Here is a 21,900-nt window from a genome sequence, read left to right as displayed (position 1 = left end):
GGACGTCACCCGCCAGGTGAGACTCAGGGTTGGCCCACCACTACGGTGAGAACTCACTTCGATCGGCTGGCCACGCTTCGGCCCTGGCCACTTTCCAGGCAAGTTTTCAGCCGAGGAGCGGACATGGGGCCCAAGAGTGTCGAGCCGTCCGAGGTGTCGCTGGGCTACGACATATTCGCGCCGCTGTGGGGGCTTCTCCAATTGGGCGCGGCAAGAGAGTGGGACGGTACTTCCCCGTTCCGCCCGGTCTTCCTCGCTTTTGTCACGGCCCGACGAGACAGCCTGGCCAGGCTCCTCTCGGCGGTCCAGGCGGTCGGTGACCTCTCCGACCAGACAGTGGCCATCTTCGAGGAGCAGGGGGGCTGGTCCGGCGCCGATCCGGAATTCGTACCGGATCAGCTCGGTGCCAGCCTCCTGACGTACTCCGGATTCCTCGCGGAGTACCCCCTCGACCTCGCTGATGCCGCCACCGTACGACGCGTCATCGACGCTGGCACCGATCTGCAGTTGGTGAACCTGCTGCAAGGGTTGGTTGGTGCGGCGCTCGTTCGCGGCCCCGCGGTCCGGTCGGCAGCACCACTCGTTGTCGAGTCGATGCGTGCTGTCGCTGAGGTCATCGGCGCGGCCGCTGGTTCGGTTCTGGCGAGCGTGGTCAGTTCATGGCGGATCGCGCATCTGTCCCAGGCCCTGCGTCCTGACTCGAACATGAGTGAGGCAAGGAGGGCGCGCTTGAGGGCTCTGGCGCTACAGGTGGAATCCAGACTCTCCGTGAGTCGACCCGACAATTAGCCCCGCCGGAGCATCCGTCGCCAGGTTCGGGACCGACCCGGCAGCTCGTCAGCCGGCACGGAACAGCGGGAGCGGTTCACCCCGATAGCCGAGTAGGTACTGCTCCGGGTCCGCCCCGAGCACCGTGTCGAGGACCGCCCCGAACACGTCCCGGAAGTCGGTCGTCGCCTTCAGGTCGCCGTGGTCGAGGTCGGTGAGGCTGGGCGGTTGGCCGTGGAAGCCGCCGGCCACCCGCGCTCCGGCCACCAGCACCGGCCCGGCGGTGCCGTGGTCGGTGCCGTCGGAGGCGTTGGCGCGTACCCGCCTGCCGAATTCGCTGTAGACGACCACCGCGACCCGGCGGCCGGCGTCGCTGCCGGCCATTCGGTCCACGAAGCCGGTCACCGCCGCGTCGAGTTGGCCGAGCAGGGCCTCCTGCGCGGCCCGTTCGCCGGCGTGGGTGTCGAAGCCGCCGAGGCTTACCGAGTACACGCGGGTCGGCACCCCGGCCTCGACGCAGCGGGCGACCAGGGCCAGTTGCGCGCCGAGCGCCCCGCCGCCGCCGGTGCCGGTAGCGGTGGCGACCGGGGTCGCGTCGGTCGGGCTGGCGGCCGGGGCCACCGCCGCCTGGACCAGCCGGCCCATGTCGACCAGATCGGCGTAGGCGGTAGCGGCCCGCGCCTGCATCGCCGACTCGCCGGCCTGCACCCGGCCGAGCGACGCCACCATCGCGGGCGCCACCCAGTCGGGCAACTCCAACCCCTGGTAGCTGACGCAGGCGCCGACCCGCCGCCGTCCGACAAGCAGTGGCGGCAGGACCGGTTCGAAGCTGACCGCCGCCTCGACGGGGGCCTGCGTCTCGTCCAGCCAGCGCCCCACCCAACCGGTGTCGGCCGGGCCGCCCGGCGCCGCGGTCTGCCAGATGTCCATCGACCGGAAGTGGCTGCGGTCCGGTTTCGGGTAGCCGACCCCGTGCACGATGGCGAGTCGGCCGGTCGACCAGAGCCCCTGTAGGCCACGCATTACCGGGTGCAGACCGTGGTCGTTGTCCAACCGCAGCACCTGCTCCTCCGGGTACGCCAGCTCGGGCCGGGAGGCCCGGTAGGCCGGGTCGGCGTACGGGATGACGGTGTTCAGCCCGTCGTTACCGCCGTAGAGGGTGACAAGCACGACCGTCTCCACCGGACGCCGGGCGACGCGTGGTTCCGGGTCCGCGCTGTCGAGCAGCCGGGACAGGGTGACCGCGCCGGCTCCGGCGGCGAGGGCGCCGCCGCCGGCCACACCGGAGGCGAGCAGGAATCGTCGTCGGGTCAGTCGGTCCATCTCAGGTCACCTGGTATTCCGGGCTGACCAGCCCGAGGGTGAGCATCAGTCGGGAGTTGGTGGTGCCGCGCAGCACCTCGTACGTGCGGTCGGTCCAGGTGTCCACGCAGAGCAGGTGGGCCACCTCCTCCGGGGTCATCCGCTCCGGGCTGAGCTGGCTGGCGAGCTTGCCGGCCAGGGACAGTTTCAGCCGGGCGGCGGCCGAGGTCAGCCAGGCCACCCCGGCCGGCCAGCCACCCACACTGGGCGGGGCGAACGGGCGTTGCCCGAGACCGCCGAGCCCGTCGAGCAGCCCGGTGACCGTCTCCGCCGGGAGGGTGGCCGGTCGCAACCCGAGTTGCCGCAGCGCGCCGACCAGCCACTCGACCGGCTGTTTGACCATGGTGGCACGGGTGCTCGGGAACGTCTCATCGGCCAGCAGCACCCGGAGCATCGGCAGCGGCTCGGGGAAGGCGGCGGCCATCTGCTCCCTGGTGCGTTCCGGGATCGGCTGGGTGCTGGAGGCGTACCGGTGCCAGAGCCGGGCGGCCACGAACCGCGGGCAGGCCTCCTGGTCCAGCACCAGATCGGCCAGGCTGTCGGTGGTGAAGTGCCTGGTCACGCCGAGGATGCTCGACGCGCCGTCGTGGTGGCGCCGAGGGTCGAAGCCCGAGCGCTGCCCGGCGAGGTCGATCCACCAACCGGTCAACGCCAGTCCGGCCTGTTGCACGTCGGATTCGGTGTACTGCCCGAGGCCGAGGGTGAACAACTCGAAGAACTCCCGGGCGAGATTCTCGTTGGGGGCTTCTCGGCTGTTCAGCTGGCCGTCCAGCCAGTAGACCAGGGCTGGATCGACGATCATCCGATGGGCCATGTCCCGAAAGTCGCGGGATTCCCGCAGGGTGAGGTGCTGGGCCAACATCAGCTGCGGGCTCTTGACCTTGACGATCGAGGTGGCCCAGTGGCCGTGCCAGAAGAAGAGCAGCTTCTCCACGGCCTGCTGGTCGGCGACGGTCATCCGGTCCAGCCACCACTGGGTGAGGCTGCTTGCCTGTGCTCGACGTCGCCCGTCGGCTTCGACCCGCTGCGCCGGCGTCGGCTCGGGTGTGCCGACGTACGGGTCGGGACCGAGCGGGGGCACGGGCGCGCGGGTGGCGCCGATGTCAGGCCCCGTGGGGGTGGTCAGCGCGGCCAGGGTGGCGGTGTAGCCGGCCCGCCGTGCTGCCGCCAGCTCGTTGGCGGTTGGTCCGAACCCCGTTCGGCGTAGCAGCAGAGCCACGTCGTCGGTCATAACGACACCATGGTGGGACCCTCAGCAGGGAGCGGCATTTCACCATCATCCGGAATTCCGCCCGTCGGCGACGGGTCGAGCCGCGCCCCGACGATACGTCCCCGATGGACGTACCGCATAGAGTATGGACGATCGTTGTCCGCGGTGGTGATCCGATGTCCGTTTACTGACTTCTGTCGACTGTGGTATGTGTTGCGCTCGATATGTTAGCTATCGTCGGCGGCTGCATCGCCGATCGTCCACACTCTTACGGGGGTACGAGGTGATGGATCAGCCGGTTCCACCCAGCCTGCGCCAACCGTCCGGGCAGTCGCCGGTCGCGCTCGCGGGTGCCGGGGCGGACACCGACACCTGGCCGGGCATCCCGGGGCAACCCGCCGGGCCCCGTCCGGTCCCACCTGTCGAAGCCGGCCGTCCGATCCCGCCCGTCGAGACCGGCCGCCCGATCCCGCCCGTCGAAGCCGGCCGTCCGGTACCACCCGTCGAGACCGTCCGTTCGGTTGCGCTCGTGCACGAGTGGTTCACCGCCACCGGCGGCGCGGAACAGGTCTTCCGGCAGCTCACCGAGGTCTTCCCGACCGCAGCGCGGTTCGCGCTCTGGAGTGACGACGACGCGGACCCGCCGCCGCTGCGGGTGTCGTGGCTGGCCCGGACACCGCTGCGGGGCAACAAGGCGGTCGCCCTGCCGTTCATGCCGCTGGTCTGGCGGACCCTCACCCGCGACCGGTTCGACGTGGTGATCTCCTCAAGCCACGCGTTCGCGCACACGGTCCGGCTCGGCAATCCCGACCGCACCCGGCACCTCAGCTACGTCCACGCTCCCGCCCGTTATCTCTGGAACCCGCGTGTCGACGATCGCGCGTCGGGGCCGATGCTTGCGGTGCCCCGACGACTGATGCGGGCGCTCGACGTGGGGCTCAGTCACCACGTGCACAGTTACGCGGCCAACTCCGTCGAGGTGCGTGACCGGATCCGCCGGCACTGGGGGCGCGACGCCTGGGTGATCAACCCTCCGGTCGATGTGGACTTCTTCTCCGCCGCACCGGCCGCCGACCAGGCGCAACCGCGCGACTACCTGCTGGGTGTCGGGCGCTGGGTGCCCTACAAGAACTTCGACCTGATCATCGCCATCGCCGAGGAGGCCGGGCTGCCCCTGGTCCTCGCCGGGTCCGGGCCCGAGGAGGACCGACTGCGACGCCTGGCACACCAGGCGCGCGTGCCCGTCACCATCGAGGTCCACCCCGACCGCTTCCGGTTGCGGCAGCTCTACTGGGGCGCCCGCGCCCTGCTCTTCCCCGTCCACGAGGACTTCGGCATCGTGCCGGTCGAAGCGCAGGCCTGCCGCACCCCGGTCCTCGGCCTGCGCCGTGGCGGTCTGCTGGAAACGGTCGTCGACGCGGAGACCGGAGTCCTGGTCGACTCACTCGACCCCCACGACCACGCGGCGGCGATCGGCCGGCTCGACGAGCTGGACCAGGCGCGGATGCCCGTTCAGGCGGAACGGTTCTCGACGCAGACCTTCGCCCGCCGGGTGACCGAGTGGGTCGATCATGAGTGTGACTGACCCGATGCGGGTGCTGCACGTCACCCACACCGCGCAACCCGGCGGGGCCGAGCTGGCCCTGGCCCGCCTGCTCAATCAGCGGCACCCCTGGCAGGCATCCCTGTACGGCCCACCCACCGGCGTCGCCTTCGACCAACTCCCCCCGCAGGAGGTGGCGCAGGCCCGGGATCTGCCGACACTGCCCACCGGCGGCACCCGCAGTTCGGCGCCCCTGCTGGCGGCCCGCTACCTGACCGCGCTGCGCGACGGCGCCCGGGTGCTGCGGCGCAGCCCGCTGTATCAGCAGGCCGACCTGGTGCACGCGAACACCGCCGCCGCGGCGATCATGTGCGCGCTCGCCGACCGCGCCAGACGCCGGCCCCTCGTGGTGCACCTCCGCGGCCCGTTGACCGTCGAGAGCCTCGGCCCGATCGGTCTGCCCGCGTTCCGTCGGCTGGCCATGCGGCGCGCCGACGGGATCATCGCCAACTCCGGGTTCACCCTCGCCAGCGTTCCGTCGGGCCCCCGGATCCCGGCCCAGCGCACGGTGCTGCAAAGTCCCAGCGGGATCTCCGAGCGGCGTACGCACCCCGAGGTCCGCCCGCAGGTCAAGGCCATCGGCATGGTCGGCCGGCTCCAGCACTGGAAGGGCCAGCACGTCTTCCTCCGCGCGTTCGCCGCGAGCCTGCGCGGCACCGACGTGCGCGCGTACCTCTGCGGTGCCCCGCTCTTCGGCGAGGAGGCCTATGAGACGCAACTACGGGAACTCGCCGCGACGCTGGGCATCAGCGAACAGGTCATCTTTCGCGGCCACGTCGACGACATCAACGGTTTCCTCGACTCGGTCGACGTCCTGGTGCACTCGTCGCTCGGAGCCGAGCCGCTGGGCCAGACCGTGTTGCAGGGACTGGCCCGGGCGCTGCCGGTGGTGGCCACCGAGGGCGGTGGGCCGGGGGAGTGGATCCGCTCCGGCGTCAACGGAATGCTCATCCCGCCCGGAGACGCCGACGCGCTCGCCGCGGTGCTGCGTGACCTGGTGGGCTCGCCGCAGCTACGGCACGACCTGGCCACCGCCGCCGCCCGCACCCCGGGCCTCCTGACCGACGCGGACTGCGTCGATCAGCACGCCGGGTTCTTCGAGTCCGTCCGCCGCGCCCACCGGCCGGCCCCAGCGCGGGACGCCGCGTGAGCGCAAAGGCACTACGGATCGGGTACGTCCAGATCCGCCCACCCGGGCTCACCGAGACCTTCATCCCCGCCGAGATCGAGGCGGTGCGGGCGGCCGGGGCGACGGTCGAGGTGTTCGTGGCCAACCCGGACGGCAACCGTCGGGCCGAGCCGGGTCGGGCCGCCGTGCACCTGCTCCGCCGTCCCGGCGGGCTCCCGGCCGACCTGCGCCTGCTCGGACTGCCGTCGCGGGCTGCCGGGGGGCGGGGACTGGCTCGTGGTCTGCTGGCCAGTGGCGCTGCCACCACCCTCACCGACGAGATCGCGCGCTTCGACCCGGACGTCCTGCACGCCCACTTCGTCAACGTGCCCACCGCTGTCGCCCTGCTGGTCGGGCGCCGACTCGACCGGCCGGTGACGGCGACCGCGCACGCCGCCGACTTCCTGCTCGACCCGGACGCGGCGGCGCTGAGTCGCCGGATCGCCCGACTGCGGCACCTCTTCGTCGTCTCCGCGGCGACCGCCGGCCAACTCGCGGCACGGGGGGTGCCGATCGCGACGACTCCCCACCGGGTCGTCCGGGCCGGCCTCGACGCCGGGCTCCTGGACGCCCCACCGGCCGTGCCAACCACCCCCACGCCGGGCGCGCCGACGAGGATCGTCACCGTCGCCCGGCTGATCCCGAAGAAGGGGGTCGACACCACGATCGACGCGGTGGCCCGGCTCGTCCAGGCCGGGCATCCGATCCGGTACGACATCTACGGCGACGGTCCACTGCGGGATGAACTGCGCCGCCGGGTCGACTCGGCGGGGCTGGCCGACAGCGTGGTGCTGCACGGCGCGGTGCCACATCCGGTGGCCACCGCCGCACTCGCCGGCGCGCAGGTCGCCGCCCTGCCCTGCCGGCCCGCCCCGGACGGCGACCTCGACGGCATCCCGGTGTTCCTGATGGAGGCGGCAAGTCAGGGCGTCCCCGTGGTCACCACAGCGGTCTCGGGCATCCCCGAACTCGTCGGTCCGGACAGCGGCTGGCTCGTCCCGCCGGACGATCCGGTCGCCCTCGCCACCGCGATCCGGACGGTGGTCGCCGAGCCGGTCACGGCTCGGCGACGCGCGCAGGCGCTGCTGCTCCGGCTCCGGTCGGAGTTCGCCCCGGCGGTGCAGGCCGACAGGTTGCTGTCCGTCTGGCGGGAACTGGCCGACTCGACCCCGACCCGACCGACCGTGCCCTGCGAAGGTGGCCACCGGTGACCCTCAGCGTCGTCTCGTCGTACCTGCCGATCCCGCTGGACCGGGGCGATCCCGTCCGGGTGGCGATGGTGTTGCGGGCGCTGGCTCAGGTGCCGGACTGCACCCTGCTGGTGGTCCGCCGCCCGGACACCACCGCCGACCAGGAGGAGCAGTTGCGCGAGATGCTCCACCCGATGCGGGTGCGCACCTTCGAGGCCACGCCGTTCCGCTACGACCGTCTGGGTCCGCCGGGGCGATACTCGCAGGCCCTCACCTCCGGTCTGCCGCCCTGGGTCCGCAGCCGCTACAGCGCCGACCTGCACGACGAGCTTCGGCGACGCGACGGCGCGGCGATAGCCCTCGGCGAGGCAGCCGGCGCCTACGTGCACGGGACCGGGCTGCGCTGGCACTGGGACAAGGCGAACGTGCTCGCCGCCAGCGTCCGGCAGGAGATCGAGGCGGCGGGCGACCTCACGTACCGGCTGCGCGCCCGTTATCTGACCGCCGTCTCGACCCGCTTCGAGCGGCGGGCGCTGGCATCCTGCGCGACGGTCTCGGTGACCAGCGCCGACGAGGCCGAGCGGCTGCGTCGGCACCACGACCGGGCGGCCACCTTCGTGCTCCCCAGCTGCGTCCCGCTCCCGTCCGGCCACCAACCTCGGCCCCAGGAGCGGGAGTTGGTCTGGCTGGGCAGCTTCGCGTACGAACCGAACCTGACCGGCCTGCGGCGCTTCCTGGCCGAGGGCTGGCCGGCGCTGGCCCGGGCCGGTTACACCCTCACCCTGATCGGCTCGGGTCTGACCGCACCGGTCCGCGCCGAGCTGGACCGGCACCCCGGCGTACGGGTGCGTGGTTACGTCGAGGACCTGCGCGGCGCGCTCGCCAACGCCCGCGCCGGCGTGGTGCCACTGTGGAGCGGAGCCGGCGTCAAGCTGAAGACCCTCACCCTGCTGGCCCACGCGGTGCCGGTCTTCACCACGGCTGTCGGCGCCGAGGGCGTGCCGGCGAGCCCCGCCGTCCGGATCGCCGCGGACCCGACCGCGATGGCCGCGGAACTCCTCGCGACCACCTCGACCGCCCTGGACACGATGGCCGCCGAGGCGACGCGGCTGGTGGGCCAGGAGTTCTCCGAGGACCGGTTCGCCGAGCGTCTCCGCACGGCGCTCGCCGCCGACGGCTACCTCGCCGAGCGCGGTGCCACCGGCGCTGAACCCGCACGGTGATGGCCGTCAACCGGCTGGTCACCTCCACCGCCGCCAACCTGCTGATCCCGGTCAGCGGGCTGCTCGTCAGCCCCTTCCTCTCCCGCGAACTCGGGCCGGAGGGGCGCGGGCTGTACGCCGCGCTCACCCTGCCGATCGTGATCTGCGGCTGGCTGGGCACCTACGGTCTGCAGGACGCGCTGACCTTCCACGTCCGGCAGCGCCGGCTCTCCCGGCGGGACGCGGCCCGGGTCAGTCTGCTGGCCGCCGTGCCGCTCGGCCTGGTCGCCGTGCTGCTCCTGGGCGTGCTGAGCCTGTTCGTCTTCGACCAGGGCGAGGTCGACAGGCAGCAGTTCCTGGTGCTCGCCCTGCTCGCGCCGCTGCACATCCTGGCGAACCTGGCGATCGGCGCCCTCACCGGCGCCGCGGACATCGGCGGCGTCAACCTGATGAAGGTCGTGCCGGCGGCGCTGCGGACGATCCTGCTGGTCATCGCCTGCGTGGCCCTCGACCTGAGCGCCTTCTGGGCGGCCGCGCTCTTCCTGACCGCGACGGCCAGCGGAGTGCTCGTCGGGCTGCCCCGGCTGCGCCGCCCGGTGCCGGCGAGCAGCACCGAGCCAGCCGACCGGGCCGAGCCGATTCCCGTCCGGTCGCTGATCCGGTACGCGCTCGTCTGCCTGCCGGGGGTGCTCGCGGCGACCTCCAACGCCCGACTCGACCAGGTCATCGGCCTACCGCTGCTCGGGGCACGGGAACTCGGCTTCTACGCGGTGGCGGTCAGCGTGGCGGAACTGCCGACCGTCGTGGCGACCGCGGCCCGGACCGTCCTGATGGGCGGGGCGGGCGGCGAGGACAACGAATCCGTCCTGCGGGTGGCCCGGATCGCCGTCCCGGTGGCGGCACTCGGGTGCACGGTCCTCGCCGCGAGCGCGGGACTGCTGGTGCCACTGTTCTTCGGCGCCGCGTTCGCCCCCGCCACACTGCCCACAGTCATCCTCTGCGCGGCCACCGTCGTGTTCACCTGCGTGCAGATCTTCAGCGCCCTGCTGCTCGTCCACGACAAGGCGGGCCGATCGTCGATCGCCCTCGTCGTCGGCTCACTCACCGGCGTACTGCTGCTCGTCGTGCTGGCCCCGCTCGGCGCGGTCGGCGCGGCCCTCGCCAGCCTGGTCGGGTACGCCGTCGCGGCCGGCATCGCCGCCCGGTCGGTACGCAGGTTGCCGGCGGTGCCGTCACTGCGAGCGGTGACCGTGCCGTACGGTGCGGACCTCCGTCACCTGCACGCCGAACTCGGGCAGCGGTGGCGGGCTCGCCGGACCGGTCCTCCCGAGGCGCCGGACGCGGCCAATTCACAGTCAGCAGGCACAGGCGGGGGAGTCCGATGAGTGCGGTGTTCAGCGGTCAGACGAAGGGCGCCCTGCTTCGGGCCAGCAGACTGATCCGACCCGACCCGGGCACCACCGAGTTACTCGGCACCATGGGTGTGGTCGTGCTGCTGGTCCTCGCCTGGATCAGGGTGACCTTTCCCCAACTCATCCAGATCCTGCAGAACGGGCGACCGGTCTTCAACTCCGCCGCGGAGACGATGCCGCCCGCCGGTCGCGTCCTGGGTGACGTCACCACCGCGGCGTTCATCGGCCTGGCCCTCCTCCTCACCGCGTACGGGCTCCGACAGCGACGCCCGGACCGCCTGTGGGCGCTCGTCGTGGTCCTCGCCCCGCTGGCAGCCATCCACCTCGCCGGCCTGGTGAACGGGCAACCCCTCGGCCCGGTGTCCCTGGCCCTCCCGATCGCAGTGGTCGCCATCTGGGTGGTCCGACCCGGGGCGCAGGCGCTGGCCGCGATCGGTGTGCTCGGCGCGGCCACCGCTGTCGTCGCGATGCTGTTGGCGGTCGTACGGCCGGACCTGGGTCTGCTCACCGGAGAAGACGCGGGCAACAAGGGCTGGGCGATCGGCGGGCTGCTGTCCGGTCCGTACCCACACTCGAACGTGCTCGGGCTCATCCTCGCCCTCAGTCTGCCGTTCGTGTTCGGCATCCGGTCGACGGCGACACGTCGGGTCACCCTGGCGTTGATCCTGATCGCGTTGCTCTGGACCGGTTCCCGGACCAGCCAACTCGCGGCGATCGTCGTCCTGCTGACCTGGGGGCTGCTGCGCTGGCGTATCGGTGGGCGGGCCGACCGGCCCGGCCGGGGAAGCCGCCGGCACCTGTCGATGCTGATCGGCGTCCCGCTGGTCGTCGCGCTCGGTCTGATCGTCCTCTGCCCGCTGCTGACCACCGACCCGGCCGGCTTCACCAACCGCGGCCGGACGTGGCGTGCCCTGCTGAGCCGATGGGCGGAGCGACCGCTGACCGGCCACGGCCCGGAGTACTTCGAACGGCAGCCGGACCTGGCCGCGGCGCTCGGCGGCCGGTACACCCACGGGCACAACGTGCTCGTGCACCTGCTGACCATCGGGGGCCTGCTCGCCGTCGTGCTGTTCGCGGTGCTGCTCTACCAGGTCTGGCGGCGGTCGATGTTCCTGGCCGGGGCCGGCACGCCGGGGCCGGCACTCTTCCTGATCGCGCTCCTCTGGGTCTCCTGGCTGGAGGCATCGCACGTGTCCGTCACCCTCGCCGGGTTCCTGACCTGGCTTCCGCTCGCTCTGGTCGTACGGGCCGAGTTGCCCAGCCCCGCGCCCGAGTTGCCCAGCCCCGCGCCCGAGCGGACGACCGAGTCAGAAGATCAGGACGTCCCGTAGGTAGTTGGCGACCCGGCGGAGCTGGTTGGCGCCACCGACCGGCGCGGTCATCCGCAACACCAACTGCTTGTCGATGTCGCCGCTGTCACTGCGCCAGTACGCGACCACCACCAGGCCGTACCGCTGCGTACCGTCGACGGTGAGGCTGCTGGTCTCGGCGTACGCCGAGGAGGGGCCGCTGCGTACCCACTGCAGCCCCCAGGCTTCCTCGGCGATACGCATCGCGGTCTGACGTGGCCCGTCGCAGGGCGCCGGGCAGTCGCGCACGACCAGCTCACCGCCGAGCGCGGCTTCGCTGCCCGCCGGCGCGCCGCACTGGTGTCTGCTGAGTCCCGCGGCCCGCTCGACGGACGTGCACTGCCAGCTCGGCGGCACCTTCACCGGAAACGGCAGACCGTCCAGGCCGTGGAGGGTGAGGATCCGGTCGGTGGCGGCGAACCGCACCCAGAGGGCAGGCCACTCGCCCGGGGCCGGCGGTTCGAGCCCAGGGCTCAGTGGTGCGGAGGCCGGGGCCGGCGCGGGTAGTGCCGCCGACTGGCTCGCGGTGGGCTTCGGTTGGGGCGGATCCGTGCCGGGGTCGAGCAGCAGGACCAGACCACCACCGGCGACGAGGCCGAGCACCAGACCGATGACCGGCATGGCCCACCGGCCCGCGCGGGACTGTTTCGGCTCCAACGTCCGAGCCGGCTCCGGTTGGGCTTCCGGTTCGGCTTTCGGTTCGGGCTTCGAGTCGGTGGACGTCGAGCGCGGCCGCGTGTCCCGCGCTGGCGACGGGACGGCCCACACCGGCATCGGAGCCGGCTCCGGCGGTGTCGGTGGCGCCGGCGGTGTCGGTGTCGGTGGCGTTGTCGGCGCGACGGCCGGCGGTGCCTGGTCGTCCGTGGACGTCGTCTGATGGGCGCGAGGTGTCGGCGTCGGCTCGGCCGGGAGCCGCTGGTCGGCCGGTGGCGTCCGCGTCGCGTCAGCAGGTTGCGTGCGCGTGACCTCGGCCGGTGGCGTCCGCGTCGCGTCGGCCGGTCGGGTCTGCGTCGCCTCGATCCCTTGCGACCGCGTCGCGTCGGCAAGTGGCGTGCGCGTCGCGTCGGTCGGTTGCGTCTGCGTCGCCTCGGTTCGTTGCGACCGCGTCGCGTCGGCAAGTGGCGTCCGCGTGGCCTCGGCCGGTGGCGTGTGCGTGGTCTGCGCCCGTGGCGTCTGCTCGGTCGGGCGCGTCTGCTCGGTCGGGGGCGTCTGCTCGGCCTGCGGCGTCTGGCGCGGCACCGGTATCGCCGCCTGCTGTGCGTGCTCCGCATCCGCGGGCGGATCGTCCGGCTCGGCCGGAGCCGGCTGGTAGGTCATCCCGAGGGCGGCGAACGTGCGCTCGGCCGTCGGAAGGAGATCTTTCGGGTACGCCACCCAGGGAGTGGTGGCGGAGAAGTCCGCACTGACCCAGAGCGGGCTGCCCGCTTCCGAGTGAGCGATCGCGTGGGTGGTGGCCGCGAAGGCGTCCCGCCACCGTGACTCGCCGGCGATGCCGACGTCGAGCACCACCACCACGAGAGACTGTTGTCCACCGTCGACGGCAGACCAGATGCTGCCAATCTGGCAGATGCCCAGTCTCCGGATCCGTTGGTACGGACCAATTGGCTGCATGTGCGACCTCTTCCGCTTGCCCACGTGATGATATCCATGCCGACCCATCCGGATCGGGCGGGCCAACCCCCGGAGTCGAGGAGTCTCTGGCTGGATGACGACAGTCAGCGATCAGGTGGCCGTTTGTCGACCGCCCCGGCCCGCATAACCCTGGACCATCTGGCACCTGCCGGCGATAGCCTCCCCCCATGAGTTGGCTGCCCGACGACTTCGTCCACCCCGTGCACGTGCCCGTGCCCGGCAGCGCGCTGCACCTGCGACCGATCCGGGAGGCGGACACGGCGCTCGACTACCCCGCCGTGATGGGCTCCCGAGAGCGCCTGTGGGAGATCTTCGGCCCGGCCTGGCGGTGGCCTCCGGAGACGATGACCTACGAGGAGGACCGCATCGACCTGCTGCGGCACGAGAAGGAGATCGCCGCGCACCAGTCGTTCAACTACGCGTTGTTGGACGAGGAGGAGACGGCGATCTTCGGTTGTGTCTACGTCGACCCGCCCGAGCGCGCCGGCGCCGACGGCGAGATCTCCTGGTGGGTGGTGGACGACCTTGTCGGCAGCGCGGCGGAGCGCGCGCTCGACGCGCTGGTGCCGCGGTGGATAGCCGCCGAGTGGCCCTTCCGGCAGCCCCGTTACCTGGGCCGAGACATCACCTGGCAGGACTGGCTCGCGCTGCCGCCCGCCGCGTGACCGGTCCGACGCGATCCGATCCGAGGGGATGGGGTCCGAGGCGATCCGATCCGAGGGGATGGGTCCGACGCGATCCGATCCGCCGGACGTGGCCGACGGCCGTGGACGGCAGTCGGATGGCGCGCAGGATCCGGAGTGCGGACGAGGTGCCCGCCCAGGCGCCGCGATCACCGGGTCTACCTGGGCCTTCGTGAGCGGAGCGGGCGACGAGAATCGAACTCGCGTAGTCAGTTTGGAAGACTGAAGCTCTACCATTGAGCTACGCCCGCGTGCACCCCGCCGAAACGGGGCGTGCGGACAGCGTACCCAATGGCTTTGCCGACCGCGCAGCGACGCCACCGCCCGGAGCCGCCGGGGTGTGCGCGCCCCGCCGCCGCCCGGGGCGGCTCGGGATGCGTGACGCGTGGGCGATAGGGGCGGTTTGGCAAGATGTGTCCGGGTGGAGGGTGCCCCGGCACCGCCTGAGTCGCGCCGACGGCATAGACTGCACGTCGCCACGGGGTGTGGCGCAGCTTGGTAGCGCACTCGCTTTGGGAGCGAGGGGCCGTGGGTTCAAATCCCGCCACCCCGACTGTCGTCTGCGGCCGGGCCGCCCCGGGTGCCGCACGTGCGGTTCCCGGGCGCTGCCGGAGCGTCAGGCCGGCTCGCCTACACTCGATGGGCTGAATCACGCCCAGACTCAACTGAGATCCGTCAAGGAGTACGCCTGTGAAGAGCACCGTCGAGACTCTGAGCCCGACGCGCGTGCGGCTCGCCATCGAGGTGCCGTTCGTCGAGCTCGAGCCGAGCCTCAAGAAGGCGTACCGGGAGATCGGTTCGCAGGTCCAGGTTCCCGGCTTCCGTCGGGGCAAGGTGCCGACCGCGGTGATCGACCAGCGGGTGGGCCGCGGCACCGTCCTCAACGAGGCGGTGCAGGAGGCCATCCCGGAGAACATCCTCGCCGCGGTGCGCGAGCACGACCTCAAGACGCTGGGGCGCCCCGAGGTCGAGATCACCGAGTTCAACGACGGCGACTCGCTCAACTTCACCGCCGAGGTCGACGTCCGTCCGGAGATCACCATCCCGGACGCGTCCTCCATCGAGGTGACCGTCGACGAGCTGCAGATCGACGAGAGCGAGATCGACGAGCAGGTGAAGAACCTGCGGGAGCGTTTCGCGACCCTCAAGACCGTCGAGCGGGCCGCCGCCGAGGGCGACTTCGTCCAGATCGACCTGAACGCCACCGTCGACGGCGAGGACGTGCCGGGCGGCCAGGCGAGCAACATCTCCCACGAGGTGGGCAGCAAGCAGCTCCTGCCCGGCCTGGACGAGGCCGTCGTCGGCCTCGCCGCCGGCGACGACACCACCTTCACCACCCAGCTCGTCGGCGGCGACTTCGCCGGTCGGGACGCCGAGGTGGCGGTGACCGTGCGCACGGTCAAGGAGAAGGAGCTGCCGGAGCTGAACGACGAGTTCGCCCAGATGGCGAGCGAGTTCGACACGATCGAGGAGCTGCGCGGCGACCTGCGCGCCCGGGTCAACCAGGGCAAGCAGGTCGAGCAGATCTACGCCGCTCGGGACAAGGCCCTGGCCCAGCTCGTCGAGGCCGCCGAGATCCCCGCCCCGGAGGGTGTCGTCCGCGAGGAGGTCGAGAGCCGCAAGCAGGCCATGATCGACCAGCTGGAGCGGATCGGCGCCTCCATGGAGGAATACCTCGCGGCCGAGGACAAGACCGAGGAGCAGATCGACACCGAGCTGACCGAGGCGGCGACCGAGGGCGTCAAGGTGCAGCTCCTGCTGGACACGCTTGCCGACGCGGAGGACGTGCAGGTCTCCGACGACGAGTTCGGGCACGAGATCGTGCACCGGGCGCAGCGTGCCGGCATGGCCCCCCAGCAGTACTACGACCAGCTGGTGCGCTCCGGCGCCGCCGCCGCGGTCTTCGGCGACGTGCGGCGGGGCAAGGCGCTCGCCGCCGTCATGGAGCGGATCACGATCAAGGACTCGGCGGGCAACGAGGTCACCCTCGACGCCCTGCGCGCCGCCAACGAGGCGGAGCACAACCACGACCACTGATCGTCGGGTGCGGCCGCCGTCCGCCGCTGCGCGGTGGATGGCGGCCGAACCCGTTTTCTGGGTACGCCCGGAGGTCAGCGTTGCCGGGTACGCCCGGAGGTCAGCGTTACCGGGTACGCCCGGAAGCCCGCGCCGCGGGTGCCCTCGACACAGCTGCGCTGAGAGCGAACAGTGCCCCGACCGGGACTCTGCCGCCCCGCACAGCGGTTAGTGTCGGGAAAGACGGTACGGAGAGCGAAGGGCTGCCATGACCGACATGCACATCCCCAAGAAGTCGCTCCGGGCGATTGACGCGCGCGGTGGCGACTCCATTGGCAACCTCGACGACTCGGTCTACAACCGGTTGCTCAAGGAACGCATCATCTTCCTGGGCAGTGAGGTGACCGACCAGGTCGCCAACCGCATCTGCGCGCAGCTGCTGCTGCTCGCCGCGGAGGACCCGGACCGCGACATCAACCTGTGGATCAACTCGCCGGGTGGCTCGGTCTACTCCGGCATGGCGATCTACGACACCATGCAGTTCATCGACAACGATGTGTCGACCGTGGCGATGGGCATGGCGGCCTCGATGGGCCAGCTGCTGCTCTGCGCGGGCACCAAGGGCAAGCGGTACGCCCTGCCCCACGCCCGGATCATGATGCACCAGCCGTCCGGTGGGCTGGGTGGCACGGCGTCCGACATCGCCATCCAGGCGGAGCAGATGCTCTACACGAAGCGGATGTTCCAGGAGCGGGTCGCGCACCACACCGGCCAGAGTCAGTCGCAGATCGAGGCGGACTCCGACCGGGACCGTTGGTTCACCGCCCAGGAGGCCATGGACTACGGCTTCATCGACAAGGTGATCATCGGGGCCGCTCAGGTTCCGGATGGCGCCGGGACCCTGAGCTGAGGAGCTGACGATGACCGATCTGAGCTTGCCGCCCCAGTTCGCGGCCGTGCACAACCGTTACGTGCTGCCGTCGTTCGTCGAGCGCACGTCGTACGGGGTCAAGGAATCGAACCCGTACAACAAGCTCTTCGAGGACCGGATCATCTTCCTCGGCGTCCAGGTGGACGACGCGTCGGCCAACGACGTGATGGCCCAGCTGCTGACGCTCGAGGGCACCGATCCGGACCGCGACATCATCATGTACATCAACTCGCCGGGTGGGTCGTTCACCGCCATGACGGCGATCTACGACACCATGCAGTACGTCCGTCCGGACATCCAGACGGTCTGCCTCGGGCAGGCCGCCAGCGCCGCGGCGGTGTTGCTGTCGGCGGGCACTCCCGGTAAGCGGATGGCGCTGCCGAACTCGCGGATCATCATCCACCAGCCCGCCACCGAGGGTGGCTACGGGCAGGGTTCGGACATCGAGATCCAGGCCCGGGAGATCCTGCGGATGCGGACGCAGTTGGAGGACATGCTGTCCCGCCACTGCAACCGCCCGACCGAGCAGGTGCGCAAGGACATCGACCGTGACAAGATCATGACGGCCGAGGAGTCCAAGGAGTACGGGCTGGTCGACACGATCCTGACCAGCCGCAAGAAGGGTCTGCTGGCGACCCACTCCGCCAGCTGAGCAGTGCCGGGTCAGAGGTTGGCCGGGGCGTGCAGTTCCCGGCCGACCTCTGACACACCCGTTTTGGGGGTCGGAGAATGCCCCGCCAGCGGGTAACGTCGGGTCCGTACCGCTTCGCCGGTTGGGCCGGTGAGGTGAACCAAACCGGACGGCGCGCAGCGTCCGCAGGTCAGGGCCGGGTCTCCGGCCGATGAGTGCAGGGAGAACGTAGGTGGCACGGATCGGTGACGGCGGCGACCTACTGAAATGCTCCTTCTGCGGCAAGTCGCAGAAGCAGGTCAAGAAGCTCATCGCGGGCCCAGGGGTCTACATCTGCGACGAGTGCATCGATCTCTGTAACGAGATCATCGAAGAGGAGTTGGCCGAGTCCGGCGAGGTGAAGTGGGAAGAGCTTCCCAAGCCGATGGAGATCTGCCAGTTCCTCGACAACTACGTCGTGGGGCAGGACCAGGCCAAGAAGGCGCTCGCGGTCGCGGTCTACAACCACTACAAGCGGATCCAGGCCGAGGCGGCTGGTGCGCCGGGCTCCGGTAATGACGCCGTCGAGCTGGCCAAGTCCAACATCCTGCTGCTCGGCCCGACCGGGTGCGGCAAGACCCACCTGGCGCAGACCCTCGCCCGGATGTTGAACGTCCCGTTCGCCATCGCCGACGCCACGGCACTGACCGAGGCGGGCTACGTCGGCGAGGACGTGGAAAACATCCTCCTCAAGCTGATCCAGGCCGCTGACTACGACATCAAGCGCGCCGAGACCGGCATCATCTACATCGACGAGGTCGACAAGATCGCCCGCAAGTCGGAGAATCCGTCGATCACGCGCGACGTCTCCGGTGAGGGTGTCCAGCAGGCCCTGCTCAAGATGCTCGAGGGCACTGTCGCCAACGTGCCGCCGCAGGGTGGCCGTAAGCATCCGCACCAGGAGTTCATCCAGATCGACACCACGAACGTGCTGTTCATCTGTGGTGGCGCCTTCGCCGGTCTCGACCAGATCATCGAGTCCCGCACCGGGCAGGGCGGCACCGGCTTCGGCGCCCGGCTCCGGTCGGTTTCCGAGCGCTCGACCGACGACATCTTCAGCCAGGTCATGCCGGAAGACATGCTCAAGTTCGGGTTGATCCCCGAGTTCGTGGGCCGGCTGCCGGTGATCACCAACGTGCGCAGTCTGGACCGCAGCGCCCTGGTGCGCATCCTCACCGAGCCGCGTAACGCCCTGGTCCGGCAGTACCAGCGCCTGTTCGAGCTGGACGGGGTTGAGCTGGAGTTCGACGAGCCGGCGCTGGAGGCGATCGCCGACCAGGCGATGCTGCGGGGCACCGGTGCCCGTGGCCTGCGGGCCATCATCGAAGAGGTGCTGCTCTCCGCGATGTACGAGGTGCCGAGCAACCCCGACGCCGCCCGGGTGTTGATCACTCGTGAGGTGGTCCTGGAGAACGTCAACCCGACGATCGTTCCGCGCGAGTTCACCGGGCGTCGGGCCCGGCGGGACCGCGAGGAGAAGTCGGCCTGATCCTTGCCACGCCACGCCGGCCGCGTCAGGACTGTGCCACAGCCCTACTCCTGACGCGGCCGGCGTGATCGTGTCCGGCGGTCCCATTCGCCCGACGGGGTGACGACCACCATCATCAGTCGAGCCGGGGCGTCGCCGTCGTTGCGGTAGCCGTGCTCCCGGTCGGCGTGGATCTCGATCGTCTCACCGGCGCGGACCTGATGGTCCTGCCCGTCGACCCGGACGATCACCGTGCCGTCCAGGATGTGCAGCACCTCGCGGGTGCCGCGCGGGTGGTCGAGGGAACGGTGCGCCTCCCCGGGGACGAGCCGCCAGTCCCAGAGCTCGACGAGATCCGGTTCGCCCAACCCGCTCAGCAGGCGGGCCGTGCCGCCGTGCTCGCCCTGCCAGAGCACGGGCGCCTCGCCGGCTGAAACGATCTTCACGGCCCGTTCCTCGGCCGGTTCGAGCAGGTGGCCGATGTTGACGCCGAACGCGTCGGCGACCCGGCACAGCGTGCCGACGCTCGGGTTGGTGCGCGCGCCCTCGATCTGCACGAGCATGCCCTTGCTCACTCCGGACCGGCCGGCCAGCTCGTCGAAGGACCAGCCTCGGGCGGCCCGTAGTTCGCGTACCTGTCGGGCTACCGCGGCGGTGACCGCGCCCACCCGATCCGGTCCCGGTTCGGTCATTAAACTATCCCTCACGGTCACTATTGTGGTACGACAGATACATGGTACCCATTGTCCTGGCCGCGCTGGCCGCCGTCGCGTTCGGCACGGCCGACTTCTCCGGTGGCAAGGCGTCCCGGCACGCCGACCCGATTGCCGTAACCCTCATCTCCCAGCTGCTGAGTGTCCCGCTGCTGGTCGTGCTGGTGCTTGTCGTGCCCGGGACACCACACGTCGCTGACCTCGGCTGGGGGCTTCTCGCCGGGGTGGCCGGTGGGGGCGGCGTCATGCTGCTCTACCGGGCCCTCGCCGGCGGGATGATGGTGGTGGTGGCACCGATCACCGCGATCACCGCCGCGGTGGTGCCGATCGTCGCCGGTCTCTTCACGGCGTCCTTCCCGGGTGTCCTGGCGCTCACCGGCGCCGGCCTCGCGGTGGTGGCCATCGCGCTCGTCAGCCTGGGGGAGAGCGGCGGCACACGAGCCGTCCCCGCACGGCTGGTCGGGCTCGCCCTCGCCGCCGGGGCGCTCTTCGGTGTCTTCTACACCCTCCTGGGCCAGGCCGACGAGAGCGCCGGGATGTGGCCGGTGGCGGCGGTCCGGGCAAGCTCGATCGCGTTCGGCTTCGCGCTTGCCGTCGGCACCCGGGCGCGGCTGCGCCTGGGGCGGCGGGAGTGGGGCTGGGCGGCGGTCGCCGGTCTGCTCGACAGTGGCGCCAACGCGCTGTTCCTGGCCGCCGCGGCCCGTGGCCACCTGAGCATCGTGGCGGCGGTCGCCGCCCTCTACCCGGCCAGCACCGTGCTGCTGGCGTTGGCCGTCGACCGGGAACGGCTGCGCGTTGTCCAGATCACCGGGCTCGGCTTCGCCGCCGGAGCGTTGGTGCTGGCCAGCCTCTGACGCTGTCCGAGCCGCCCCTCCCGCCGTACCCTGGGCTGATGCGCGTCGCGGTCTGCCAACTGAATGCCCGGGACGACCGTAAGGCCAACCTGGCCGCCGCGGAGGCCCTGCTGGTCCGCGCCGCCGCCGGCGGTGCGGACCTCGCCGTTCTTCCGGAGTACGTCGACTACCTCGGCCCGGCCACCGGGATGCCCGAGCCGGAGCCGGTGGACGGTGAGGTCGGCAGCTTCTTCGCCGACATCGCCGCCCGGCTCGGAATCTGGCTGGTGGCCGGCTCCTTCCACGAGGCCGGTCCGGACCCGGAACACACCTGGAACACGTCGCTGGTCTTCGACCGCGCCGGCAACCTGGCCGCGAGTTATCGCAAGATCCACCTGTACGACGTGGAGATCCCGGGGCGGGTCTCCTACCGGGAGTCGGCGGCTGTCGCAGCCGGCGTGCAGCCGGTGGTGGTGGACGTCGAAGGTCTGCGGGTCGGCCTGTCGATCTGCTACGACCTGCGCTTCCCGGAGTTGTACCGGTTGCTCGCCACCGACGGTGGGGCACAACTGCTCGTGGTGCCGGCGGCATTCATGATGCACACCGGCCGGGACCACTGGGAGGTTCTGTTGCGAGCCCGGGCCATCGAGAACCAGTGTTTCGTGGCGGCGGCCGGCCAGACCGGCGACCACGACCCGGGCCGGACCTGCTTCGGGCGCAGCATGGTTGTCGACCCGTGGGGGACGGTCCTCACCCAGTTGCCGGACGGCCCGGGTGTGTCAGTCGTCGACCTGGACCTCGACCGGCTCGCCGCGATCCGGGCCGAGTTGCCGAGCCTGGCCAACCGGCGGCTCTGAGCCTCAGCGCTGCCGGGCCCTGAGCCTCAGCGCTGCCGGGCTCTGCGCCTCAGCGCTGCCGCAGGAGCCTCAGCCCTGCAGCAGGACGCCGATCACCGCGAAGCCGGCGATGGCGGCGGCGGTCACCAGCAGCGCGGTGGTCATTCGGGACCTGCCCCGTCGGGCCAGGCGTCCGACGGAGAGCACCAGCACGACCAACACGACCGCACCGATCACCACCTGCCAGAACGGCAGAAGAACGCCGAGCAGCGACTCCTCGGCGAGCACAGTGGTGCCGAGCCCGGACTCATCCATGTCTGACACTCTGGCACGGCGGGACGGCCCGCGTCTCCGGCTGCACCGGGACCGTTGCGAACCTGTCCACCGGAACCAGTGATGAACCCTGATTTGCCTTCTCCGGGCCGTCCGCGTAACTTTCTCTCTGCACGGGGGAGGCCGGACAAACTGGCTGAGACCGGGCACCAGGCTCGTGGCGGAGACGCCGAGCGAGGCTGAGGATCGGGCGGTGCGGAACATCCCGGAAACGGGGTTGCGAACGCGAAGCCGACCGGGTAAGGTTCTGAAGCCGGCAGGAGCCGGGCGGATAGCCGCGAAGCGGCGATCGGCCGGTCTGCGGTTTCCCACGACAGTAACGACCGCCGGGTTCGGCGTGCGTCATCGTGGGTCCGGACGAACCACATTGATCACCTCGAACCTGAGGTTGACAATGAAAGTTCGACCAAGTAGGTTTGAGCGGTTGCCCCGAAACGGGGTTCCACTGAGGTGGGGCTTCTGGTCGGTGTGTGGTTGTTCTTTGAGAACTCAACAGGGTGCTTGTAAAGCCAGTGCCAATT

Annotated in this window: 19 protein-coding genes and 2 tRNA genes; 15 read left to right on the top strand and 6 right to left on the bottom strand. The window is 70.9% G+C overall.

The features are described from left to right. The first annotated feature begins 123 nt into the window (after window positions 1-123). Window positions 124-789: a hypothetical protein gene (locus ACGFH8_RS29890; RefSeq protein WP_393373649.1), complete on the top strand. Its 666-nt coding sequence runs from the start codon at window positions 124-126 to the stop codon at window positions 787-789. A gap of 48 nt (window positions 790-837) precedes the next feature. Here ACGFH8_RS29890 and ACGFH8_RS29885 read toward each other — a convergent pair whose 3' ends face one another. Both ACGFH8_RS29885 and ACGFH8_RS29880 read right to left on the bottom strand, forming a co-directional pair. After that, the gene (locus ACGFH8_RS29885) at window positions 838-2,091 is read right to left on the bottom strand and encodes a DUF1501 domain-containing protein (protein ID WP_393373647.1); all 1,254 of its coding nucleotides are present in this window, start codon (window positions 2,089-2,091) and stop codon (window positions 838-840) included. Window position 2,092: 1 nt separating this feature from the next. Next, a complete protein-coding gene (locus ACGFH8_RS29880; protein ID WP_393373645.1) occupies window positions 2,093-3,361 on the bottom strand; it encodes a DUF1800 family protein in 1,269 nt (422 codons plus the stop codon). A gap of 265 nt (window positions 3,362-3,626) precedes the next feature. On the opposite strand from ACGFH8_RS29880, the gene ACGFH8_RS29875 reads away from it, so the two are divergent. Genes ACGFH8_RS29875 through ACGFH8_RS29850 form a run of 6 tightly spaced genes read left to right on the top strand, consistent with a single transcriptional unit; the run spans window position 3,627 to window position 11,246 of the window. Further along, window positions 3,627-4,925 carry a glycosyltransferase gene (locus ACGFH8_RS29875; protein ID WP_393373642.1) on the top strand — a complete coding sequence of 433 codons (1,299 nt, stop codon included), beginning with the start codon at window positions 3,627-3,629 and terminating at the stop codon, window positions 4,923-4,925. Next, on the top strand, window positions 4,912-6,093 hold the full coding sequence (locus ACGFH8_RS29870) for a glycosyltransferase (protein WP_393373639.1): 1,182 nt from the start codon (window positions 4,912-4,914) through the stop codon (window positions 6,091-6,093). The genes ACGFH8_RS29875 and ACGFH8_RS29870 overlap by 14 nt, the downstream gene beginning before the upstream one ends. Further along, window positions 6,090-7,322, top strand: coding sequence for a glycosyltransferase family 4 protein (locus ACGFH8_RS29865; protein WP_393373636.1), 1,233 nt, complete (start codon window positions 6,090-6,092; stop codon window positions 7,320-7,322). The genes ACGFH8_RS29870 and ACGFH8_RS29865 overlap by 4 nt, the downstream gene beginning before the upstream one ends. Continuing rightward, window positions 7,319-8,524 (top strand): glycosyltransferase, encoded by a 1,206-nt coding sequence (locus ACGFH8_RS29860; RefSeq protein WP_393373635.1) that lies wholly within the window; start codon window positions 7,319-7,321, stop codon window positions 8,522-8,524. Before ACGFH8_RS29865 ends, ACGFH8_RS29860 begins: the two co-directional genes overlap by 4 nt. Continuing rightward, a complete protein-coding gene (locus ACGFH8_RS29855; RefSeq protein WP_393373632.1) occupies window positions 8,524-9,888 on the top strand; it encodes a lipopolysaccharide biosynthesis protein in 1,365 nt (454 codons plus the stop codon). Before ACGFH8_RS29860 ends, ACGFH8_RS29855 begins: the two co-directional genes overlap by 1 nt. After that, entirely contained in the window at window positions 9,885-11,246 is a 1,362-nt protein-coding gene (locus ACGFH8_RS29850) for an O-antigen ligase family protein (protein ID WP_393373629.1), read from the top strand. Before ACGFH8_RS29855 ends, ACGFH8_RS29850 begins: the two co-directional genes overlap by 4 nt. Here ACGFH8_RS29850 and ACGFH8_RS29845 read toward each other — a convergent pair. Further along, on the bottom strand, window positions 11,223-12,875 hold the full coding sequence (locus ACGFH8_RS29845; protein WP_393373627.1) for a hypothetical protein: 1,653 nt from the start codon (window positions 12,873-12,875) through the stop codon (window positions 11,223-11,225). The genes ACGFH8_RS29850 and ACGFH8_RS29845 overlap by 24 nt on opposite strands. Before the next feature lie 188 nt (window positions 12,876-13,063). On the opposite strand from ACGFH8_RS29845, the gene ACGFH8_RS29840 reads away from it, so the two are divergent. Further along, entirely contained in the window at window positions 13,064-13,561 is a 498-nt protein-coding gene (locus ACGFH8_RS29840) for a GNAT family N-acetyltransferase (RefSeq protein WP_393373624.1), read from the top strand. Between the two features lie 198 nt (window positions 13,562-13,759). Here the strand turns inward: ACGFH8_RS29840 and ACGFH8_RS29835 are convergent. Continuing rightward, window positions 13,760-13,830, bottom strand: a tRNA-Gly gene (locus ACGFH8_RS29835). Window positions 13,831-14,058: 228 nt separating this feature from the next. Between ACGFH8_RS29835 and ACGFH8_RS29830 the strand changes: the two genes are divergently transcribed. From ACGFH8_RS29830 to clpX, 5 genes are all read left to right on the top strand, one after another. Next, window positions 14,059-14,132: transfer RNA gene (locus ACGFH8_RS29830), tRNA-Pro, on the top strand. A gap of 137 nt (window positions 14,133-14,269) precedes the next feature. Next, window positions 14,270-15,616, top strand: coding sequence for a trigger factor (tig, locus tag ACGFH8_RS29825; protein ID WP_393373622.1), 1,347 nt, complete (start codon window positions 14,270-14,272; stop codon window positions 15,614-15,616). 247 nt (window positions 15,617-15,863) lie between these two features. Next, entirely contained in the window at window positions 15,864-16,505 is a 642-nt protein-coding gene (locus tag ACGFH8_RS29820) for an ATP-dependent Clp protease proteolytic subunit (RefSeq protein ID WP_007464111.1), read from the top strand. A gap of 10 nt (window positions 16,506-16,515) precedes the next feature. Next, the gene (locus ACGFH8_RS29815) at window positions 16,516-17,178 is read left to right on the top strand and encodes an ATP-dependent Clp protease proteolytic subunit (protein ID WP_393373620.1); all 663 of its coding nucleotides are present in this window, start codon (window positions 16,516-16,518) and stop codon (window positions 17,176-17,178) included. Between the two features lie 211 nt (window positions 17,179-17,389). After that, on the top strand, window positions 17,390-18,685 hold the full coding sequence (gene clpX, locus ACGFH8_RS29810) for an ATP-dependent Clp protease ATP-binding subunit ClpX (RefSeq protein WP_053652977.1): 1,296 nt from the start codon (window positions 17,390-17,392) through the stop codon (window positions 18,683-18,685). A 44-nt stretch (window positions 18,686-18,729) separates the two neighbouring features. On the opposite strand, the gene ACGFH8_RS29805 is transcribed toward clpX, so the two are convergent. Next, entirely contained in the window at window positions 18,730-19,356 is a 627-nt protein-coding gene (locus tag ACGFH8_RS29805; RefSeq protein WP_393373617.1) for a helix-turn-helix domain-containing protein, read from the bottom strand. Window positions 19,357-19,397: 41 nt separating this feature from the next. On the opposite strand from ACGFH8_RS29805, the gene ACGFH8_RS29800 reads away from it, so the two are divergent. Both ACGFH8_RS29800 and ACGFH8_RS29795 read left to right on the top strand, forming a co-directional pair. Further along, the gene (locus ACGFH8_RS29800; RefSeq protein WP_393373614.1) at window positions 19,398-20,231 is read left to right on the top strand and encodes an EamA family transporter; all 834 of its coding nucleotides are present in this window, start codon (window positions 19,398-19,400) and stop codon (window positions 20,229-20,231) included. A gap of 38 nt (window positions 20,232-20,269) precedes the next feature. After that, window positions 20,270-21,067: a carbon-nitrogen hydrolase family protein gene (locus ACGFH8_RS29795; protein WP_393373611.1), complete on the top strand. Its 798-nt coding sequence runs from the start codon at window positions 20,270-20,272 to the stop codon at window positions 21,065-21,067. Between the two features lie 69 nt (window positions 21,068-21,136). Here ACGFH8_RS29795 and ACGFH8_RS29790 read toward each other — a convergent pair whose 3' ends face one another. Beyond that, the gene (locus ACGFH8_RS29790; protein WP_393373609.1) at window positions 21,137-21,361 is read right to left on the bottom strand and encodes a hypothetical protein; all 225 of its coding nucleotides are present in this window, start codon (window positions 21,359-21,361) and stop codon (window positions 21,137-21,139) included. Window positions 21,362-21,900 lie beyond the last annotated feature (539 nt).

Source organism: Micromonospora sp. NPDC049175 (assembly GCF_043197345.1).
In the GTDB taxonomy this organism is placed as follows: Bacteria; Actinomycetota; Actinomycetes; order Mycobacteriales; family Micromonosporaceae; genus Micromonospora.
This window is presented reverse-complemented; position numbering and strand designations above follow the sequence as displayed.

Excerpts from the sequence above, each read along its gene's own strand:
- ACGFH8_RS29875 (WP_393373642.1), top strand. The coding sequence starts at position 3,627 with ATGGATCAGCCGGTTCCACCCAGCCTGCGCCAACCGTCCGGGCAGTCG.
- ACGFH8_RS29790 (WP_393373609.1), bottom strand. The coding sequence starts at position 21,361 with ATGGATGAGTCCGGGCTCGGCACCACTGTGCTCGCCGAGGAGTCGCTG.
- ACGFH8_RS29805 (WP_393373617.1), bottom strand. The coding sequence starts at position 19,356 with ATGACCGAACCGGGACCGGATCGGGTGGGCGCGGTCACCGCCGCGGTA.
- ACGFH8_RS29800 (WP_393373614.1), top strand. The coding sequence starts at position 19,398 with ATGGTACCCATTGTCCTGGCCGCGCTGGCCGCCGTCGCGTTCGGCACG.
- ACGFH8_RS29840 (WP_393373624.1), top strand. The coding sequence starts at position 13,064 with ATGAGTTGGCTGCCCGACGACTTCGTCCACCCCGTGCACGTGCCCGTG.
- ACGFH8_RS29845 (WP_393373627.1), bottom strand. The coding sequence starts at position 12,875 with ATGCAGCCAATTGGTCCGTACCAACGGATCCGGAGACTGGGCATCTGC.
- ACGFH8_RS29885 (WP_393373647.1), bottom strand. The coding sequence starts at position 2,091 with ATGGACCGACTGACCCGACGACGATTCCTGCTCGCCTCCGGTGTGGCC.
- ACGFH8_RS29870 (WP_393373639.1), top strand. The coding sequence starts at position 4,912 with ATGAGTGTGACTGACCCGATGCGGGTGCTGCACGTCACCCACACCGCG.
- ACGFH8_RS29850 (WP_393373629.1), top strand. The coding sequence starts at position 9,885 with ATGAGTGCGGTGTTCAGCGGTCAGACGAAGGGCGCCCTGCTTCGGGCC.
- ACGFH8_RS29880 (WP_393373645.1), bottom strand. The coding sequence starts at position 3,361 with ATGACCGACGACGTGGCTCTGCTGCTACGCCGAACGGGGTTCGGACCA.
- ACGFH8_RS29795 (WP_393373611.1), top strand. The coding sequence starts at position 20,270 with ATGCGCGTCGCGGTCTGCCAACTGAATGCCCGGGACGACCGTAAGGCC.
- ACGFH8_RS29815 (WP_393373620.1), top strand. The coding sequence starts at position 16,516 with ATGACCGATCTGAGCTTGCCGCCCCAGTTCGCGGCCGTGCACAACCGT.
- ACGFH8_RS29855 (WP_393373632.1), top strand. The coding sequence starts at position 8,524 with ATGGCCGTCAACCGGCTGGTCACCTCCACCGCCGCCAACCTGCTGATC.
- ACGFH8_RS29820 (WP_007464111.1), top strand. The coding sequence starts at position 15,864 with ATGACCGACATGCACATCCCCAAGAAGTCGCTCCGGGCGATTGACGCG.
- ACGFH8_RS29890 (WP_393373649.1), top strand. The coding sequence starts at position 124 with ATGGGGCCCAAGAGTGTCGAGCCGTCCGAGGTGTCGCTGGGCTACGAC.